Raw genomic sequence first — 21611 nt, forward strand, 5'->3', positions numbered from 1 at the left:
ATGGCAAAAGATAAAATAATAGTACAGGGAGCAAGGGCCCATAATCTAAAAAATATTGATGTCGAAATACCGCGTGATCAACTTGTCGTTGTTACAGGTCTTTCCGGATCAGGAAAATCATCTCTTGCTTTCGATACGATTTATGCAGAAGGACAAAGACGATATGTAGAATCCTTATCTGCTTATGCAAGGCAGTTTTTAGGACAAATGGATAAGCCGGATGTGGATGCGATTGAAGGCTTATCTCCAGCTATTTCTATTGATCAAAAAACAACAAGCCGCAACCCTCGCTCAACAGTTGGAACCGTAACCGAAATATATGATTACTTACGCCTTTTATTTGCGCGTGTCGGCAGACCAATCTGTCCGAATCATGGGATTGAAATTACCTCTCAAACAGTGGAGCAAATGGTTGATCGTATAATGGAATATCCGGAAAGAACGAAGCTGCAAGTGTTAGCACCCATTGTATCCGGAAGAAAAGGTGCTCACGTTAAGGTATTTGAGGATATTAAAAAGCAAGGATTTGTCAGGGTTAGAGTAAACGGAGAATTACTTGATCTTGGGGAAGATATTAATCTGGAGAAAAATAAAAAACATTCCATCGAAGTGGTAATTGACCGGATTGTTGTAAAAGAGGGTGTTGAAGCCCGCTTGGCGGATTCCTTGGAAACAGCATTGCGGCTAGCGGATGGAAAAGTAATTATTGATGTTATTGGGGAAGAGGAATTGCTCTTCAGTGAACATCTTGCTTGTCCGCATTGCGGTTTTTCCATCGATAAAATGGAACCACGGATGTTTTCTTTTAATAGCCCATTCGGCGCCTGTCCTGAGTGTGATGGTTTAGGAACAAAGCTTGAGGTAGATGTGGAACTCGTTATTCCTAATTGGGATATTTCTTTAAAGGAAAATGCTATTGCTCCATGGGAACCAGTCAGTTCACAATACTATCCGCAGCTTTTAGAAGCAGTCTGCAATCATTATGGGATCGATATGGATATACCTGTAAAGGATATACCGAAGCACCAAATGGAGAAAATTTTATACGGATCAGGTGATGAATCCATTTATTTCCGATATGAGAATGATTTCGGTCAAATAAGGGAAGGAAATATTCGTTTTGAGGGTGTAATCCCAAATGTGGAACGCCGTTACAAAGAAACAAGCTCGGATTATATTCGAGAGCAGATGGAAAAATATATGGCACAACATGCGTGTCCAAAATGTAAAGGTTACAGGCTTAAGCAAGAAACGCTTGCCGTCAAAATTAATCATAAACATATCGGGGAAGTATCTGAGCTTTCCATCGAAAATGCGGATCATTTCTTTAACAGCTTGGAGCTTACAGAAAAAGAAATGAAAATCGCCAACCTAATTCTGCGTGAAATTAGGGAAAGACTAGGGTTTCTTGTTAATGTCGGTTTGGAATATTTGACGTTAAGCAGAGCAGCTGGTACTCTCTCTGGTGGAGAAGCACAAAGGATCCGTCTCGCTACCCAAATTGGTTCCCGTTTAACAGGCGTACTTTATATTCTTGATGAGCCGTCTATCGGCTTACATCAGCGTGATAATGACCGTCTAATTGGTACTTTGAAAAATATGCGTGACATAGGAAATACATTAATTGTCGTAGAACACGATGAAGATACAATGCTTGCGGCAGACTACTTAATTGATATTGGCCCTGGTGCGGGGATTCATGGTGGAGAGATCATTTCTGCAGGCACTCCTGAACAAGTAATGAATGATCCGAAATCATTAACCGGTCAATATTTATCAGGGAAAAAGTTTATTCCTCTTCCGATTGAAAGAAGAAAACCGGATGGACGCTTCATTGAAATTAAAGGAGCAAAGGAAAATAACTTAAAGAATGTAAATGTAAAATTTCCACTCGGAACGTTTATCGCTGTTACAGGTGTTTCAGGCTCCGGAAAAAGTACACTAATAAATGAGATTCTGTATAAGACATTAGCTCAAAGACTATATCGTTCGAAAAGCAAGCCTGGTGAGCATAAAGATATTAAAGGCATCGACTACCTTGAAAAGGTCATTGATATTGATCAATCACCGATCGGCAGAACTCCACGCTCGAACCCAGCAACCTATACTGGAGTATTTGATGATATACGTGATGTTTTTGCCGCCACCAATGAAGCGAAAATTCGCGGATACAAGAAAGGTCGTTTCAGTTTTAATGTTAAGGGAGGACGGTGTGAGGCATGTCGAGGAGACGGGATTATCAAAATCGAAATGCACTTTCTCCCAGATGTCTATGTACCGTGCGAAGTTTGCCATGGAAAACGATATAATCGTGAAACATTAGAAGTAAAGTACAAAGGAAAAAGTATTGCTGAAGTGTTGGATATGACCGTGGAGAATGCTCTTGAATTTTTTGAAAACATCCCAAAAATCAAAAGGAAATTACAAACGATTGCAGATGTTGGATTGGGGTATATTCAACTTGGCCAGCCCGCGACAACTTTATCAGGTGGAGAAGCACAAAGGGTGAAGCTAGCATCTGAACTTTACCGCCGCTCAACTGGCAAGTCTTTCTATATATTAGATGAACCGACAACAGGACTTCATGTAGATGATATTGCTAGACTTCTTGATGTTCTGCAACGATTAGTAGAGAACGGTGATACGGTTCTTGTTATTGAACATAATTTAGATGTCATCAAAACAGTAGATTACATTATTGATTTGGGTCCAGAAGGAGGATCTAATGGGGGAACCATTGTTGCAACAGGCACACCGGAAAAAATTGCCGAGGTTCCGGAATCCTATACGGGAAAATATTTAAAGCCTGTGCTGGACAGAGACGCTATAAGAATGGAAAAAAAGGTTCAAAACCTTGAAAAAGTCACCTCATCTATGTGAAAGCAATTTCGACTTTAAGTCGAAATTGCTTTTTTTCTATGTAAACCAATACTGCAAGATGGTCAATGACAAAGGGCTAACAATAAAATAAAATATTGGTTCAATTAATATATTTGTATAAAATTTTCATTGTTGGATGACGGATGGATAACAATATGGTAATGTAAAACACATATGAATAGAGTGTTCAGAAATTTCCGTTAAAGGAAGCTTACCGATATTTAAGATAAACTGCTAAACTCTATTCTGTGGCAAAGGGGGGAAGAGTATGAAAATCACGGTAATAATCCCAGTATTTAATACGGAGGAATTCTTGCCTGAGTGCATAGAATCCGTGATAAATCAAACATATGAAAATATAGAAATCATAATAGTAGATGATGCATCTACTGACAACTCCAATCGGATTATTAATGAATACTCTAAAATGGATGAAAGAATAAAAATAAGTTCTTTCACTGAAAGAAAAGGTGTTGGTGCTGCTCGAAATTTCGGTTTACGTCAATCAACAGGAGAGTATGTTTATTTCTTGGACAGCGATGATTTTATTGAAAGCGCTACATTACAGAAGCTTATCGAAAATATAAGAGGGTACAAGATTATTTCTGGACGGCAAAAAATAGTGAAGAAGCATAATGATATTTTCCAAAAGGAAAATAATGATAAGGGCTTACTGTTTAAGGATCGTTTTAGACATTTTGGAGGAATGTCTATTATACATCACCTTATTTCTAAAGAATTTATCTTAGCAAACAATTTAACTTTTACGGAGAATGTACATTGCTATACAGAATTACCCATCATTATTTCCTTACTAAAGGGTTTGGAGGAAATTCCGTATTTATCTGATTGTTTATATTTCAAAAGATTAAGAAATGATCCTATCTCAAATCCGGCATTAATGCAATTAGAAAGAGAACAAAGATTACATGACTTTTTAACGATTTATAATGATTTGAGGGATATGGAAAAAGGGGATTCATTCATAACAGATTATTTAGACAAACAATTTCTTAATTTATATAGAAAAGAGGTTGTAATGCTATTCGCGGACAAAGCTAAAATAGCTAATAATTTTAATCTGTTGTCATTTTCTGCTAAAAAGGTTTCTAAACGCATGTTAAAAAACACCAATATGGTGGTGAAACATGAAATTAAATTACTAGCAAAAGGAAAAGAAGAAAAGTATTCCAGATTATTAACATTTCATCACTTTGCTAGAAATTTAAAACGTGCGTTAAAAGGCAGAACAAAAATGTATTATTTTATTTATGACACTATTCTTTTAAAATTACCTATAAAAGAAAAGACCATTATTTTTGAAAGTTTTTTGGGAAAGAACTATTCAGATAGTCCAAAGTACATTTATGAACATATGGTGAAACAAAATATGGATTTTAAGTACATATGGATTTTTAATAAGAAGGTAAAAGATATTCCCGGTAAACATAAGCAAATAAAACGTTTTAGTTTTGCGTATTATTATTACTTAGCGACTGCAAAATACTGGGTCAGTAATTCAAGAATGCCTCTCCATTTAAAAAAAAGATCAGAAAATATTTATCTGCAAACATGGCATGGCACTCCATTGAAAAAACTGGTATTTGATATGAACGATGTATATTCCGCTAATCCAAATTATAAAAAACATTTTTATGAACAATCCAGAAGATGGGATTATCTTATTTCACCAAATCAGTATTCAACAGATATATTTAAAAGAGCCTTTAAATATAATAAAAAAGTTTTAGAATATGGTTATCCTAGAAATGACATTTTATATCATAAAGACCGTAATAGAATTGCCAAAAATATAAAACAAAAATTAGGCATTCCATTAAATAAGAAAGTAGTTTTGTATGCACCTACATGGAGAGATGATGAATATTATGAACCGGGTAAGTATAAATTCAATTTAAGTCTGAATCTCCAGGATATGAAAGAAAAACTTGGTGATCAATATGTTATCCTTTTGCGAATGCACTATTTTATTGCAGACGATATTGAAACAAAAGGCTTGGAGGATTTTGCGCTAAATCTTTCAAAATACAATGATATTGCCGAGCTTTATTTAATATCGGATATTTTGATAACGGATTATTCTTCTGTCTTTTTTGATTACGCAAATTTAAAAAGGCCAATATTATTTTATACGTATGATCTTGAAAAATACCGAGATACCTTAAGAGGATTTTATATTAATATAGAAACGGATGTTCCGGGGCCTCTTCTTCATACATCAGAGGAAGTGATCGATGCTATTCTAAATATCGAGAAAGTGGAAGATGAATATAAGGAACGGTATGAGAACTTCTATAAAGTATATTGCGATTGGGATAATGGGGTAGCTGCCGCAAAGATTGTAGATGAAGTTTTTTGATAATTACGAACAATATTTATAACGAAATTAAGGTTACTTTCAACTTTCCATTACTAAATAAAAGAGAAGAATGTTATTTCTATTAGTTCCTTTTTCAACAATAAAGCTAAAAGTGTCTTATATCATTTTCCTTTTTTACTGTATGAATTTGTCGCAATTTGTTATAATACAAAGATAGTTCATTTAGTGCAAATTGTTATGAGTGGTGATAATAATTGTTCAGTATAAAAAGAAAAATCGATAAAAATTTTTCTACTATAATAAAATCTTCTATACGTGAAATAATGGTAGAGAAAAATGAAAAGATACATTTTAGTGGTGATCTCTTAGTAAACAGTGTTATCGATAGAAATAACAGTGAGCTTTTTTTGGTTTTTGTAAAAGATAGGAAAAAGTTCTTGTATAAAATAGAGAGCTACGAATTAATAGATAAAAATAATTTGAAATACACTTTCAATGGAGAAATTCCCATACAATGGATACGAAAAAGCTTAAATTACGGTCTATTTGATTGTTGGTTGCAGATAAAGAAAGAAGGTAAATTAGTTGATACACAAAAACTAACGAATGAAATTGACCAACATAAACATAATCTATATTTGAGCCAAAATGTACTTTGGAAGTTGTCTAGTATGGAAGATTCCCAATTACGAGTTACCTCCATCAATGCAAAAAAGGAATCACGTAAATACCAAATCGAAAATGAATTGCTTCATTTTGAAGTAATCAATTCCACTACCGCATTGTTTACTATTTTCGCATTATTTAATGAAGAAATAAATGATAAGAAATTTCTCCGAATCGCCAGCCGAAAAACGGGGCATTTTTTCGACTTTCCTTTTGATGTTAATGAGAATAAGGAAGGTACAGTTGAAATTGACTTTCAAAAGTTGCCATCAAATGAATTTTTATATGGAATTTGGGATTTCTATTTAGTAGAACATTATTCGGGATTGGAAGTTGTCAGCCGTTTAACATTTACAAATGAAAATTGGCAGGGAGAACATTCAACACTCTTAGTTCAAAATAATAATAGATATTCTGATATTAAATTTTATCAAACTATTAAAGGTAATTTTTCCATTATTTTAGATAATGTATCGGTTCAGGGGACAATGAGTAATTTTAAAATGGATGGTTGGAAATTACACCTTTCTGCTCAATTACAGAACCGTTTCTTATCTAAAATGGATATTCATTTATTTCCTGTATGTAGATTAATCAAACGAAATACAAATGAGCAAATCGATTTTCATGCCGAAATGGTTATAGATGAAGAATCTGACATCATTCATCTAGAAACAATTATTGATTTTGAAAAGATAATACAAGAGAATTCTTCTGAAATTAAGGGCAGATGGGATTTTCAGCTTGTTAGTACCATTAATGACAAAGAAGAAACGATTTTGCTTAGTTTTCCGGAAGAACAAATCAATAGGTATCAATATATGTGGGATTTCATTCAAAATGATGAGAAACTCCAATGTTACCTGTATTCCAGTAGAACTCAAGGGTTATGTTTTACCATTAATTCATTAAGAATTATAAGAGATGTTGAAGTATTTAAAACAAACAATAAGACACTCAAGATAAAGGGGTGGGCTTTTGTTGATGGAAAAAACTCGACACAAGAAATGAAAAGAAACATTATTTTGCATAAAAGGTTTACAGAAGAAAAAATCGTTATTCCATTAAATAGTTCCAAAAGACCGGATATAACCGAACGATTTGGCAAAGAAATAATGGATTATCAATGGAGTGGTTTTGAAACAAAAATTAATTTGCAGAAAATTAATAATGGATCAATCCTTTCCAATGGAATATGGGATTTTTATATTGTTATTGAGTTTGAAGGGGAAATAATAACCAAAAAACTTGGTTTTAGAAAATTTGTTTATCGAAAAGATAGAAGTATTCGAAAAGCTTCTTTATTTGATAAGCAAATAAAGAAAATAAAAGATCACTATTTTTCGTTGACTCCAAGAGGAAATATTAAAATTGAAGTGTTATCTTTTGATTTTTACAGCAAGTTGCTCATGTTAATTCATCCGTTATTGTATATCTTTTTATATAAGAAAAAAGATATATGGATCATAGGGGAAAGACCGGATACTGCTCAAGATACGGGTTATCATTTTTTTAAATACTGCAGAGAGAAATTTCCTAACAAAGAAATATATTATGCAATTGATCCTGAATCCAATGATATTGAAAATATAAGAAATTTAGGTAATGTACTATATTTTGGAACAAGAAAGCATTTTCTTTACACGCTTTTGGCATCTACCTATATTTCTTCACACGATAATGAATATTTTCTTCCATTTAAAGGATATTCGCTTTTTAATTATCGTAAAGCACGAAAGATTTTCATTCAACATGGTGTATTAGGTAGGAAAAATGTAGAGTATCATCGTAAATATTATGATTATCCGTTTGATATGTTTTGTGTTAGTTCTGAAGGAGAGCAGGAACTTGTTGTTAATAGCATGCAATATCCTAAAAAGAATGTGAAAATAACAGGGTTGTCAAGATTTGATGCACTTCCACTCCAACAGGATCTATCGGGAAACAGAAAAATACTTTGTATTCCTACATGGAGAGAATGGTTAAATACAGAAGAAGCCTTTTTAGAATCTGTATATTTTAAGAGGTACAGCGAATTATTGCAAAGTGAAGAATTACAGAAAATACTTGAAACGTATAATCTCGAGTTTATTTTCTACCCGCATTACCGAATGCAGCCTTATATTGAACATTTTAATATCCCAGATAATCCTAGAATGAAAATAATAAAGCTCGGGGAAAAAAATGTTCAAGATTTATTAATTGAAAGCAGTATTATGATTACGGACTTTTCAAGTGTTTCATTTGACTTTTCGTATATGAGCAAGCCAGTTATCTTTTATCATTTTGACTTTGACGATTTCTTTAAAAGAGGCATACTTCGTGCACCAGAAGAGACCTTCTTAGGTAGTATTGTAAATAATGTTGAAACCATGAATAACGAATTAAAAGAGTACATTAAAAACGATTTTAAAGAAAAAGAACAAGTAAGTCAGGGAAAAGATTTAATATTCACTTATATTGATCATAAGAATTGTGAGAGAATGTATCATGAAATTACACAAATCAAAAAAAGGGGATATTATCCTGAAAAGGTAAAGCTCTTGTATAGGAAGACAATTGGAAGACTTACTTAGGAGGAAGCATTAGGAAATTTCCGCTTCTTTCAAAAGAAGAGATCAAAAAGAGTTATTTCCGTTTGGGGATTAACTCTTTTCTTTTGATATTGGTCTTGAAGTTTATAATCTTTGTACGGGGGTAATATAACATCAATACCTGTATTTTTTGCTGGTCTGGATGGCATGCAATATATTGGCAATAGAAGTAGTTAAGCCCTATTTATCAATTAATCGTTGTAAGAACAGTTTTTTCGATTTATAATAATGTTTAAGTTCGTCTATTCATGTCGAATTTTTTTCATTCGTTTATTATATGTGGAATAAAATTTAAACTGGAGAGATTGTAAATGAAAAAGGTTATTACTTATGGTACCTTTGACCTGTTGCATTGGGGACATATCAATTTATTAAAAAGAGCCAAAGAACTTGGAGATTATTTAATTGTAGCTATTTCTACGGACCATTTTAATGAAATCAAAAATAAAAAGGCTTATTACAGTTTTGATGAACGCAAAGTGATTCTAGAAGCAATTCGGTATGTCGATGAAGTTATACCTGAGGATTCTTGGGAACAAAAAATTGAGGATATTCGTAATAATGATGTTGACGTGTTTGTCATGGGGGATGACTGGAAGGGGAAATTTGATTTTCTTAAGGAGTACTGTGAAGTCGTTTATTTACCAAGAACAATTGGTATCTCAACCACGAAAATAAAAAAAGATTTGCTTACCGTTAAAAATGGTTAAAGAATTAATTATTGGATTGTATTTGCTGATTTTTAAAATACAATTCAACTTTGCTAAATTGTGGCCACTAAAAAATAAAGTAACATTTGTCCTTTCATTTAAACAAAACCCAAAATTTGTTTACGAAGAAATGAAAAGGCAAAATGTTCCTTTTGAGGTGGTCTTTTTATGTGATAATTCCTGTTACAAGGACATTAATAATACAATTAATGAAAAAGTATTCAAGATTCAAACGCTTAATTTATTTTATCAGTTTAAATATATTTTCCATCTGGCAACCTCAAAATACGTAGTAGTGGATAACTATTTTGGGTTTTTAGCAGCGACTTCTTTTAAAGCGGATGTTCAGTGCATCCAGTTATGGCATGCTGCGGGTGCTATCAAAACATTCGGTTTGAAAGATAAATTTATTACGAATAGAAAAAAATCAGCTCATAAGCGATTTTTAAAGGTATACGATAAATTTCATAAAGTCGTTGTCGGTTCCGATGTTATGGCGAATATTTTTATGGAGGCTTTTAACCTTTCTGAAGAAAATATCCTTCATACAGGTATTCCTCGAACCGATCTTTTTTATGATACACAATATCAAACGGAAGTTAAAAAAAGACTTCAGGACCGATATAATTCCTTTGAAGGAAAAAAGGTTATTTTGTATGCACCGACTTTTCGTGATGAAAGCTTGGACTCTTTCCAACTTAACCTTGATCTTGACTATATGTATGAAAAATTGAGTCACCAGTTTATATTAATTATTAAATTGCATCCAGCGATTCATAAGACTATAGACTTTGAAAAGAAATATAGTGGTTTTGTTCTTGATTTCTCCACTTATAACGATGTTAATGAAATACTTCTTGTAACCGACTATTTAATAAGTGACTATTCTTCCATCCCATTTGAATTTGCGATTTTGGAAAAACCAATGATTTTTTATCCATATGATTTGGAACAGTATATTTCAAATAAAGGGGTTTGGGGACAGTATGATAAAATAGTACCTGGTCCAGTTGTATTTACTACAGAAGATATTGTTAAACTAATTATCGATGATCAATTTGATATGGAGGAGATTCGCCAATTTTCCAGGGAATGGAATAAATATTCTACAGGCCATTCCAGTAGGAATCTCGTAGATTACCTTCTTGAAAGTGGAAAAAACTCTGAGAGGAGTATTAAAAAACTTCATGACAGTACAAACTAATAATAATTTTATGCTCACATCAATCAGTCATCAAAATGAAGAATACAAGCTTCAAATACTCAGTACCAGTAAAACGGACTTGAAATTCACTTATCTTAGATTCGTGTCCCGGCATTCAAACGATAAATTAGACATTACGTTTGAAGAATCCAAGGAAGTTCATCGCAATTTCCTTTTAAGTGCAAAAATAAGTAAAGAATATTTATCGGCAATTATAACGGAGAATCAATGTTGGGATTTATATATTGTGATAAATCATGAAGAACAATCCAATCAATTTCGCCTAAAAACTAAGGATAGCTCAGCTCCACTGCCATTATATGTTGATAGTAAAAAAGAAATGGTGCTCTTGCCATACACCACGAACAAAGGAAATTTGTCCTTTAACGTGAAAGAAATAGAATCAATGGCAATTGTGGAGAAAAGTAGTTTAACAAAAGAAGGTGCCGCTTCAATAGGCGGTTACATAATTATTCCCGATAAGGGTGAAACACCTTCAGAATTGAATATGACACTTATTATTCAAAATGAAGACCTTGGCATTGAGGAGAAAATAGTCAATTCTATTAATTACGAGTCCTCTTATTCCAAGCAGGGAAACCATGCTATATGTAAATTTCAATTTGAATTCAATGTGGAAGATTTCTTTTCATATGCTGAAAAATCATTGATATTATTGGAACCATATGTTGAAATAAGTTATATGAAAGATAATCAAGAGGTAGGTAAAAGCACTCCAAGAAACCTCTATTGGAATCAAAAAAATGAAATTTTAAGTGAAAAACTTAACTATTTACAGAACAAGAAAAAGGTTATCATTGGAAAAATAAATAATAATTATTTATATATTAGTATTAATGAGTATAGATGGAGCAAAGATATATTGATAAAAGTCAAAAATAGATTAAATAGATGGAAAAAGTCTTTTTTAACTCAAAAACTCTACAAACGGATATTTGCCTTGGTTGGAAAGCTGCCAGCCAAAAAAAATCTAGTTGTATTTGAAAGTTTTTTAGGGAAGCAATATAGTGATAACCCAAGAGCAATTTATGAATATTTGAAGGAAACACATCCAGAGTATAAACTTGTGTGGAGTGTTGATAAAAGGTTTATTCATAACTTTAAGGATAAAGATATCGATTATGTAAATCGTTTTTCAATTAAATGGCTTTTTCATATGGCGTTAGCAAAATATTGGGTAACCAACAGTCGTATGCCTTTATGGATTCCAAAGCCAAAGCACTGTACCTATCTACAAACATGGCATGGTACTCCATTAAAAAAACTGGCTGCAGATATGGATGAAGTCCATATGCCAGGTACTTCTACTCAACGCTACAAGGAAAATTTTATTAAAGAGGCAAGTAATTGGGATTTTCTTGTATCTCCTAATGAATATTCTACAAAAATATTTAGGAGAGCTTTCCAATTTAACAAAGAGATGATAGAGTCAGGGTATCCAAGAAATGACTTTTTATATAAATCCAATACGAGCGATACCATTAATATGTTAAAAGAAAGATATAAAATTCCTTTAGATAAAAAACTAATATTATATGCTCCAACATGGCGTGATAATCAGTTTTATGCGGTAGGAAAATACAAATTTGACCTTGATTTAGATTTACGTTTATTACAAGAAGAACTAGGGAATGAATATGTTATTATATTAAGGATGCATTATCTTGTTGCGGAAAATTTTGATTTAAGTCCTTATGAAGGATTTGTCTATGATTTTTCCAATCATGAAGATATTCGGGAATTATATTTGATTTCTGATCTTCTGATTACTGATTATTCCTCTGTCTTTTTTGACTATGCAAACTTAAAAAGACCGATGATTTTTTATGTTTACGATATCGATATGTATCGGGATACACTGCGGGGATTCTATTTTGATTTTGAAAATCAGGCACCAGGACCATTAGTAAAAACAACAGAACAAGTAATTGAAACAATCAAAGAAATTCAATTAAATGATTTTCGAGTATCCTCGGCTTTTAATAGTTTTTACGAGAAGTTTTGTTATTTGGAATCTGGACAATCATCTAAAAGGGTGGTTGACAAGGTATTCCGGGGAAGGAATATTACATGAAATCCGTTTTAACCATTATCAAAGAACAATTTAATAGCATATATCTTATTAGCCGTTTATCGGCCTATGAAGTAAAAAGTGCAAATAAAAGTCATTATTTAGGAATACTGTGGGAAGTTATCAATCCTATGATTCAAATTGCTGTATATTGGTTTGTTTTTGGACATATTACCACTAGAAAAGGTGAAAGTGGTGTAGATTACTTTCCATGGCTGTTGGCTGGAATTGTAATATGGTTTTTCATTAATCCTGCCATTACGCAAGGATCGAAGTCTATTTATTCACGAATTAAGATGGTTTCAAAAATGAGCTTTCCAATGAGTATTATTCCTACTTATGTGATCATTGCGAAGTTTTATCAGCATTTAATGCTATTAGTAGTTATTATGGTGATCTTGCAATTTTATGGGTTTTCCATATCCCTGCACTATTTTGAATTGGTGTACTATATGTTTGCAGCTATTGCACTAACCTTATCGGTGTCTTTAATTACTTCTACACTTTCCATGATTGTAAGAGATGTTCAAATGATAGTGCAGGCAATTATGAGAATGATGATATATTTATCACCAATATTATGGCCACCAACAGGTGGAATGGCAAAATATCAAGGAATATTAAAGATAAATCCTATTTACTACATCGTGGAGGGTTATCGAAATTCATTGCTTGGGAAAAAGTGGTATTTAGTTGCAGAATGGCATTATACAATATATTTTTGGGTAGTTATTCTTGTCCTATTTACCATTGGATCCATTATGCATTTGAAATTTAGAAATCGATTTGTTGACTTTTTATAATACGGATGTGAGAAATGTGTCGAAAACAGTAGTTCTCCATAATGTTGCCAAAAAATATAAGATGTATAATCGTACTTCTGAGAAATTGCTAGATATATTTTTGCCAAAGGGTTATGGTGAGGACTTTTATGCTTTAAGGAATATCACCTTTGAGGCAGAAAGTGGAGATGTTATAGGTATTGTTGGGGTAAATGGTTCCGGTAAATCAACATTGTCAAATATAATATCCGGAATTATCCCACCGACATCCGGAACGATTGAAATCAATGGTGAGGTTGCCTTAATTGCCATTAGTTCTGGATTAGATAATCAGCTGACAGGAAGAGAAAACATTGAATTAAAATGTTTAATGCTTGGCTTTAATAAAAAACAAATTAAAGAACTGGAACCAGAAATTATTGAATTTGCGGAGCTTGGCAAATTTATCGATCAGCCAGTAAAAAATTACTCAAGCGGTATGAAATCTCGATTAGGTTTTGCTATTTCTGTAAATATTGATCCAGACATATTAATTATTGACGAAGCTTTATCGGTCGGAGATAAAATATTTGCAGATAAATGTGAAGCAAAAATGAATGAATTTAAGGAAAAGGGAAAAACGATATTTTTTATCAGCCACTCACTAAAACAAATTAAGACATTTTGTGAGAAGGCGCTTTGGATTGAGTATGGTGAAGTAAGAGCATATGGAACAATTGAAGAGGTAGTACCAAAATACGAGAAATTTTTAAAAAGCTTTAAAGCAATGTCAGATGTAGAAAGAAAAGAATATCGAGAAAAGGTTATGAAAAAACGAAGCACTGTTTTCGAACCTTCAGAAGCTTAACAAAAAAGACGAATCGCTCCGATCTTGCAGTGATTCGTCTTTTTTACATAAGTTAAACTTATAACCCTTAAGCTAAATCAAAATAACTAAAATATTTCCAACTTAAGACGGAGGAAGAACCCCGAGGGTTATGCGAAAATAGAAATAGGTAATAATAAACAATCAATTTATGAATCCATCTATAGAATTTCTTTAACAATAAATAAGGAGGAGCTGAAAATGCATATGGAAAGAAAGCGTATTTTGGAATTAGTGAAGAATGGAAAGCTATCCACTGAGGAAGCATTAACCTTATTAGAAGCGTTAGAAAATGAAGAGAAAAATGAACCAATTCATGATATGAAACATGAAATCGACTCTGCTGCAAAAGGACATGAAAATCATAAAAAGCATCAGGATAAGGCGGAGGAAGAGGAAGAAGGATTCCAGTTCAATGCAACAAAAGATAAGATTTTAGATTTTGTTAATTCAGCTGTGAAAAAAATTAAAGAGTTTGATTTCCCATTTAATCAATCTGTTGAATTTCCGCATGTTTTTCAACAGCCTGAGGCAGAATTTACCCATATCGATATCGATGTTGCAAATGGTCATGTCGAAATAAAGCCTTGGGATCAGCCAGATACCCGTGTCGAATGCTTTGCTAAAGTATATCGAAAAGATCAACGAGATGATGCACGAAGCTTTTTTATCGAAAACAGTTATTTTTCGGTAGAAAACAAACGTCTTCGTTTTTCTACACAATCTAAATGGATGAAAGTGGATACCGTTGTATATGTTCCTAGAAGCACCTATGAGAAGGCGATTATCCGAACTTTTAATGGAAAAATTAGCGCCGAAAAAATGGATGTTCAGGACTTTAAAACAAAAACGGCAAACGGAAAAATCTCCTTGCAGGAAATGATAACAGATAAATTAGAGGCGGAAACAGCGAATGGTAAAATTACGATCCAAAATAGTAAAGCAAAAAGACTCGCTGCTGAAACGATGAACGGTCAAATCGATGTTGTAGGTTCCTATCATATGGTTGATTTACAATCTTTTAACGGCAATGTTCACTGTACATTGGAAAATCAAGCAGACACCGTTCATGTGAAAGCTGTAACAGGAAATGTTCATCTATATCTTCCAGATGGAAGTGGCGTGGAAGGGGAATGTAAATCTAATTTTGGAAATATAAAAATTGAGCTTGATGATGTAGAAACCATTCTCGAAAAGAAGGATATTGCCCAAAAGCAAATGAAATTTAAAAAGTCAGGTAACACAGATGAGATAACAAGGGTTTTTGCAGATACTAAAACTGGCTCTGTGAATATCAAGAAAGCGGAGAAAAAAGAGGCAGTTTTCTAAAAAAACGGGTTTCGTCCATGATAAATAGGTATTAATATGTATAAGTTTCGGGCATCTTTTCTTAAAAATCCATTCCAAGAAGTCTTAAGAAAAGAGCCTTTCTAGAAAGAGGTTTTGTTTTTTATGAGATGGTTAATCAGCATATTCATCAATGCAATACTTTTTGTAGCAATTGCAGGTTTTTTCCATAGCTTCGAGGTATCAAGTTTTGGAGCTGCAATAGTAGCAAGTTTTATTCTATCTATATTAAATGTGTTGGTCCGTCCTATTTTAATTATTTTAACTTTGCCAATAACCATATTGACATTAGGAATATTTTTATTAGTAATTAACGCGATCACATTACTAATAACAGATAAGCTTATGGGAGACAGTTTTGAAATTCACAGTTTTGGGATGGCTTTTCTCATGGCAATGATAATGTCGATTACGAATGTCATATTGCAAAATACGATTTTAAAGAAAAATTCAGCTAAATGAAAATGATTTTGGTTCACATTGTCTTATGCGTAGATGTTCACGTGAACGTATAAGTTTATAAATCAAATCAACAATAATGCTTAAGAAAAAATAAAAGGGATAGTCGCTTACGGACTATCCCTCATTCTACTAATATTGGATCGTATCCCTTTTCTTTTAGCTCCTTAATTAAGTCCTGCGCATTTTCTTTCTTCTCAAAGGCCCCTATTTGGACACGATATTGTTTTTTCTTAACTGGTGGATTCGTTGTTTTAACATCCTCTTTTTTTAAATGGTATTGGTCTGCAATTCCTTTAACAATTGCCTCTGCACAAGTTTTTTGATATATCTTCGACTTTAATAAGGCCACTTCCTTTTTATTTGTGTAAAAACCGCATTCACAAAGAATGGCAGTCATCGTTGTCTCACGCAACACATGAAAATCAGCAGTTTTTACGCCGCGATCGCTTAAACCAGTTCGAATTACAAGATTCTTTTGCACTTTTTTCGCTAATTCCATGGCTTCCTTCGGTTTTGTTACATACACATATGTCTCGATTCCTTCAGCGTCGTTCCAAGTTGTACCATATGCGTTAGCGTGGATAGAAACATAACAATCTACTCTTAATTTATTTGCTTTATCCGTACGTTCTTTTAAAGGAACATCCTCTTTCTTTGAATGGTCAAAATAAACAGTAACATCCTTATACTCATTCAAAAGCTCCTTCGCGAAATCTGCTACCTTACTATTGAATTCAAATTCTTTAAAATTGTCAGGACTCCTTTTACCCGGAGTATTCGGTCCGTGTCCGGCATCCAGCATTATTTTCATCCCATTCTCCTCCCATGAAAGGTAATGCACATACAGAAGGTGCTTATATTCTTATAATATGTTTAGCGGAATGATTTCGGTACCTTTGGATGACATTTGTACTTGTATCCGTCTAGCTACAGCGCCTATCGGCTAGTGGATTTCTCCGTCTCCTCCCTACGATAAGTCAACATCAGCTCGTGAACTACCTCACTGTGTTTCCTTTATCTCAGTCGAAGACTACGAAATCCATACGCCGCCGATGAGCAAGGCGCTTCCGCATTTGTTCATTTAAAGGGTAGTCTTCCGCTACAGTGTAATGCTACAATAAAGAAAGCTTTACAATATAGAAGGAGAAATCTGTTTGTTGCTTGTCTGTATACAGATACAGATTTAATGCAAGGAGGATAACAATTTGGCGAAGGTTCGTGTTGAGGATATTATAAAAAAATTTAATTTAGAATTAATTAGCGGGGAAGAAGGCATCCACCGTCCGATTACAACAAGTGATATTTCTAGGCCTGGTCTGGAAATGGCCGGATTCTTTAACTATTATCCTGCTGACCGAATTCAGCTGCTGGGGATGACCGAAATTACCTTTAGCGAGCGCTTGGATCCAGAAGAAAGAAAGCTTCGCTTGGAACAGCTCTGCAGTGATTTAACACCAGGGATTATTATTTCACGTGGCTTGGAAATACCGGAAGAATTAATCGAAGCTTCTAACGAGTATTCTGTTCCGGTTATGCGTACAAATATGAAAACAACACGGTTTTCAAGTCATTTAACGAACTATTTGGAATTTAAGTTAGCCCCAACAACGGCAGTCCATGGTGTTCTCGTTGATATTTATGGGGTTGGAGTATTAATTACCGGAAAAAGCGGTGTGGGTAAAAGTGAGGCAGCGTTGGAATTAGTGAAGAGGGGACATCGACTTGTTGCCGATGATTGTGTAGAAATTCGCCAGGAAGATACGGATTCACTAGTGGGGAATGCCCCTGACTTAATAGAACATTTATTAGAGATCCGCGGTCTTGGGATTATAAATGTCATGACACTTTTTGGTGCAGGAGCGGTTCGCAGCCATAAACGTATCACGATGGTTGTTCATTTAGAGCTTTGGGATCAAATGAAACAGTATGACCGCCTTGGGCTGGATGAGGAGAAAATAAAAATTATTGATACGGAAATACCAAAATTAACGATTCCAGTACGTCCGGGAAGAAACTTAGCCATTATTATTGAAGTTGCAGCAATGAATTATCGTTTGAAAAAAATGGGGGTCAATGCTGCTCAACAATTTACCGAGCGACTTGCTGATGTCATTGAAGATGGGGACGAAAAATGATGTCTATAAAAAGATGAATGAATAGGTGAGTTTTTCATATAAAAACATAAATGGAAAATTACTGATTGCCTACTTAAATTAGAATTTAAATATTTATTCGTCTAAAAAGGAGCAATGAATATGGATAATATCAAACCACTGAATCCAATCGCCCTGCATCTAGGGTCATTTGAAGTGCATTGGTATGGAATTATTATTGGATGCGGCATCGCCATCGGTTTATTTCTGGCGATTCGTGAAGGAGAGAAGTTAGGAATTGATAAAGATTTATTTGCAGATTTAATGATTTGGGCAATCCCTATTTCGATTATTTGTGCGCGTATTTATTATGTTCTTTTTGAGTGGAGCTATTATTCTGTCCATCCATCAGAAATTATTAAAATTTGGAATGGTGGAATCGCTATTCACGGCGGGTTAATTGGTGCAATACTGACAGCTATTATTTTTTCTAAAGCAAAAAATGTTTCATTCTGGAAGCTTGCAGATATTTGTGCTCCAAGCCTCATTTTAGGGCAGGCGATTGGACGCTGGGGTAATTTTATGAACCAAGAGGCGCATGGTCAAGAGGTTAGCCGCACATTCTTGGAACATTTGCATTTACCCGACTTTATCATTAATCAAATGTATATTAATGGTCATTATTATCATCCTACTTTCTTATATGAGTCCATTTGGGATATTGTTGGATTTATCATTCTTATATACTTAAGAAGAGTAAATTTACGTAGAGGAGAGTTATTCTTAAGCTATTTAATTTGGTATTCAATAGGAAGATTTTTCATTGAAGGTATGAGAACAGATAGCTTAATGTTAACAAGTAATTTGCGTATGGCCCAAATGATTTCTATCGCACTGGTAGTGGTTTCAATTATATTATGGGTTTTTAGAAGAAAAGCGGGCTATTCTGCCATGCATTATCGGGAAACAACTATTAAACAATCGTGAGGTAGGGGGAAATGTCCCTCATCCATCTAAATTTAAAAATTCAGAGGCTGTGCCGACACTTAAGTCTTTAGTACTGATTCACAAGCTTAAATAATAGATCTTAGTATAACAAGAACAATGGGGAGAAATGGAACATGCTGCAAACACTAAAAACAGGTTTATGGTCGGGGCTAAAAACAACATGGACATTAGGGAAAATTATTTTTCCTATTACATTAGTGATAACGATTTTGCAATTTACCCCAATATTGCCATGGATCATTAAAATAGTCACGCCTTTAATGAAGCTAATTGGTTTATCCGGAGATGCAGCTATCCCAATTGTATTAGGAAATTTTTTGAATTTGTATGCTGGTATTGCGGGAATATTATCTGTTGATTTAACACTTAAGGAAGTATTTATTATTGCGGTCATGTTAAGCTTTGCCCATAACTTATTTATTGAATCGAGTGTTGCCGTCAAAGTGGGCGTGAAAATTTGGGTGATGATTCTAGTTCGGGTTGGCTTGGCGGTTCTTTCCGCGATAATAATAAACTTATGCTGGCATGGTGGCGGACAGCAAGTTCATTTCGGCACATTTGCGCCTGAACAAGAGAAAATAATCGGCGTATGGCCGATTATCTTGAATGGAATGGAAAAGGCACTGCTCGGTGTATTAAAACTTGCCGAAATAGTAATACCCTTGATGATTGGGATTCAAATTTTGAAAGACTTACAACTACTTAAGTTATTTTCGCGTTGGATGGCTCCAGTTACAAGATTATTAGGAATGAAAGAAAATACCTCTACAACCCTTGCAGCAGGATTATTCTTTGGATTGGCTTATGGGGCTGGGGTAATGATTCAAGCAGTAAAAGAAGATGGTGTCAGCAAGAAGGATGCCACATTGGCTTTTATTTTCCTTTGCGGCTGTCATGCTGTGGTAGAAGACACGCTGATCTTTGTTCCTCTTGGTATCCCTGTAATCTACCTTTTGTTGGTTAGATTGATAACAGCCATCATATTAACATTTATTGTTGGGTTGATTTGGAACCGAATAGATTTGTCTAAAAGTACCCCATCAACCCTTGAGGGATAAAAAGGAAGCTGGTTCCAACCGGTTTCCTTTTCATTTACATCCATAACATTTATTATTAGACTAAGAATAGATATTTACAGCAGAAAGGGTAGCAAAATATGTCAAAACAAATAACAACGATTCTTTTTGATTTAGACGGAACTTTAATTGATACAAATGAATTAATCATCGCTTCTTTTTTGCATACATTAAACCACTATTATCCGCAGAAATACACAAGGGAGGATGTGCTTCCGTTCATGGGGCCTTCTCTCAAGGATACCTTCTCATCTATTAATCCGGATAATGTGGATGAAATGATAGAAAGATATCGTGCTCATAATTTAGAAAATCATGACCTTCTGGTAAAAGAATTTGATGGTGTTTATGAGACAGTGAAGGTCCTTAAAGAAAAGGGATATAAGCTTGCGATTGTTTCTACTAAGATGTCCTCAACCATAAAAAAAGGACTAAAGCTGACAAATTTGGATTCCTTTTTTGAAGTAATAATCGCCATAGATGATGTTGAGAATGTAAAGCCTGATCCTGAACCGATTGAAAAAGCTTTGAAATTGCTCGAGTCAGCACCACAGGAAGCGATTATGGTAGGAGATAACTACCACGATATATTAGGGGCAAAAAATGCTGGGACTCTGTCTGCAGGAGTTGCATGGTCTGCAAAAGGGCGAGCTTATTTAGAAAAATATGAACCTGATTTTATTCTTGATAACATGCGTGATCTACTAGAAATAGTTGGAGCGGTAAATGGATGAGAAAGACGGACCGTTTTCCCGTTTCAGGTGCAAATTCTTTATGGCATGTTTATAAAACGGTTCCTTTTTGGAAAGTGGTTAAAAATTTCCTCATAATACAATTGGCGAGATATACACCGTTTTTAGGTATAAAAAATTGGATGTATCGTGTCTTTTTAAAGATGAAAATTGGAAACCAAACATCCTTTGCCTTAATGGTAATGTTAGATGTTATGTTTCCGGAAAAAATTTCTGTAGGGAAAAATACGGTTATCGGCTACAATACAACTATTCTTGCCCACGAGTATTTAATAAAGGAATACAGGCTTGGAAATGTAAAAATTGGCAGTGAAGTAATGATAGGTGCCAATACGACTATTTTGCCCGGGGTGACAATTGGAGATGGAGCCATCGTATCAGCTGGCACACTCGTTCATAAAGATGTTCCCGCAGGATCATTTGTAGGCGGAAATCCTATGAAAGTTATTTATACAAAGGAACAGTTAGAAGAAAAAAGGGCTTCAGATCCAATATATGGAATGGAGAGCGGGAAATAGGTACCTGGGATAACAGGTACCTTATGTTGTCTTGTAGAAAGTGTTTCTACTTTTCAATTTGCTTGTTAATCATTATAACTATATATGATATACTACAGTAGTTATGGTTGTTTTCGAATGAATGATTACTCCATATCAGATAAAATGTCTTGGCATCTTTTTGTAATAGATTAAAAATATTTTTATGAAATGTAAATACAGATCATTTTAATATAGAAGAA

General features: G+C 34.0%; 16 protein-coding genes. 15 read left to right on the forward strand and 1 reads right to left on the reverse strand.

The window, feature by feature from the left end:
* The 10 genes from uvrA (at position 1) to NSQ59_RS07190 (ending at position 15943) form a co-directional block, all read left to right on the forward strand.
* Entirely contained in the window at positions 1–2880 is a 2880-nt protein-coding gene (gene uvrA / locus NSQ59_RS07145; protein WP_340830410.1) for an excinuclease ABC subunit UvrA, read from the forward strand.
* A 268-nt stretch (positions 2881–3148) separates the two neighbouring features.
* Positions 3149–5260 carry a bifunctional glycosyltransferase/CDP-glycerol:glycerophosphate glycerophosphotransferase gene (locus NSQ59_RS07150; protein ID WP_340830411.1) on the forward strand — a complete coding sequence of 704 codons (2112 nt, stop codon included), beginning with the start codon at positions 3149–3151 and terminating at the stop codon, positions 5258–5260.
* A gap of 215 nt (positions 5261–5475) precedes the next feature.
* A complete protein-coding gene (locus tag NSQ59_RS07155; RefSeq protein WP_340830413.1) occupies positions 5476–8463 on the forward strand; it encodes a CDP-glycerol glycerophosphotransferase family protein in 2988 nt (995 codons plus the stop codon).
* A gap of 329 nt (positions 8464–8792) precedes the next feature.
* Positions 8793–9191 (forward strand): glycerol-3-phosphate cytidylyltransferase, encoded by a 399-nt coding sequence (tagD, locus tag NSQ59_RS07160; RefSeq protein WP_055738794.1) that lies wholly within the window; start codon positions 8793–8795, stop codon positions 9189–9191.
* Positions 9184–10395, forward strand: coding sequence for a CDP-glycerol glycerophosphotransferase family protein (locus NSQ59_RS07165; protein WP_055738795.1), 1212 nt, complete (start codon positions 9184–9186; stop codon positions 10393–10395). The genes tagD and NSQ59_RS07165 overlap by 8 nt, the downstream gene beginning before the upstream one ends.
* Entirely contained in the window at positions 10379–12490 is a 2112-nt protein-coding gene (locus NSQ59_RS07170) for a CDP-glycerol glycerophosphotransferase family protein (RefSeq protein ID WP_340830416.1), read from the forward strand. The genes NSQ59_RS07165 and NSQ59_RS07170 overlap by 17 nt, the downstream gene beginning before the upstream one ends.
* Positions 12487–13290, forward strand: a complete 804-nt coding sequence (locus NSQ59_RS07175) for an ABC transporter permease (RefSeq protein ID WP_055738797.1) — start codon at positions 12487–12489, stop codon at positions 13288–13290. Before NSQ59_RS07170 ends, NSQ59_RS07175 begins: the two co-directional genes overlap by 4 nt.
* Positions 13291–13306: 16 nt before the next feature.
* Positions 13307–14116 carry a teichoic acids export ABC transporter ATP-binding subunit TagH gene (tagH, locus tag NSQ59_RS07180; RefSeq protein WP_055741155.1) on the forward strand — a complete coding sequence of 270 codons (810 nt, stop codon included), beginning with the start codon at positions 13307–13309 and terminating at the stop codon, positions 14114–14116.
* A gap of 219 nt (positions 14117–14335) precedes the next feature.
* Positions 14336–15463, forward strand: coding sequence for a DUF4097 family beta strand repeat-containing protein (locus tag NSQ59_RS07185; RefSeq protein ID WP_126648333.1), 1128 nt, complete (start codon positions 14336–14338; stop codon positions 15461–15463).
* A gap of 123 nt (positions 15464–15586) precedes the next feature.
* Entirely contained in the window at positions 15587–15943 is a 357-nt protein-coding gene (locus NSQ59_RS07190) for a phage holin family protein (protein WP_055738799.1), read from the forward strand.
* 121 nt (positions 15944–16064) lie between these two features.
* On the opposite strand, the gene NSQ59_RS07195 is transcribed toward NSQ59_RS07190, so the two are convergent.
* Entirely contained in the window at positions 16065–16754 is a 690-nt protein-coding gene (locus NSQ59_RS07195) for an N-acetylmuramoyl-L-alanine amidase (RefSeq protein WP_055738800.1), read from the reverse strand.
* A gap of 394 nt (positions 16755–17148) precedes the next feature.
* Here NSQ59_RS07195 and hprK point away from each other — a divergent pair, with 394 nt between their 5' ends.
* The 5 genes from hprK (at position 17149) to NSQ59_RS07220 (ending at position 21390) form a co-directional block, all read left to right on the forward strand.
* Positions 17149–18078 (forward strand): HPr(Ser) kinase/phosphatase, encoded by a 930-nt coding sequence (hprK, locus tag NSQ59_RS07200; protein WP_055738801.1) that lies wholly within the window; start codon positions 17149–17151, stop codon positions 18076–18078.
* Between the two features lie 120 nt (positions 18079–18198).
* Entirely contained in the window at positions 18199–19023 is an 825-nt protein-coding gene (gene lgt / locus NSQ59_RS07205) for a prolipoprotein diacylglyceryl transferase (RefSeq protein ID WP_437177097.1), read from the forward strand.
* Positions 19024–19157: 134 nt separating this feature from the next.
* The gene (locus tag NSQ59_RS07210) at positions 19158–20102 is read left to right on the forward strand and encodes a nucleoside recognition domain-containing protein (RefSeq protein ID WP_340830422.1); all 945 of its coding nucleotides are present in this window, start codon (positions 19158–19160) and stop codon (positions 20100–20102) included.
* Between the two features lie 98 nt (positions 20103–20200).
* On the forward strand, positions 20201–20854 hold the full coding sequence (ppaX, locus tag NSQ59_RS07215; RefSeq protein WP_055738804.1) for a pyrophosphatase PpaX: 654 nt from the start codon (positions 20201–20203) through the stop codon (positions 20852–20854).
* Complete coding sequence (locus NSQ59_RS07220) at positions 20851–21390, forward strand: acyltransferase (protein WP_055738805.1); 540 nt, start codon at positions 20851–20853, stop codon at positions 21388–21390. The genes ppaX and NSQ59_RS07220 overlap by 4 nt, the downstream gene beginning before the upstream one ends.
* The last annotated feature ends 221 nt before the right edge of the window (positions 21391–21611 follow it).

It is taken from the genome of Margalitia sp. FSL K6-0131 (genome assembly GCF_038008735.1).
Lineage (GTDB): Bacteria > Bacillota > Bacilli > Bacillales > Bacillaceae_C > Margalitia > Margalitia shackletonii.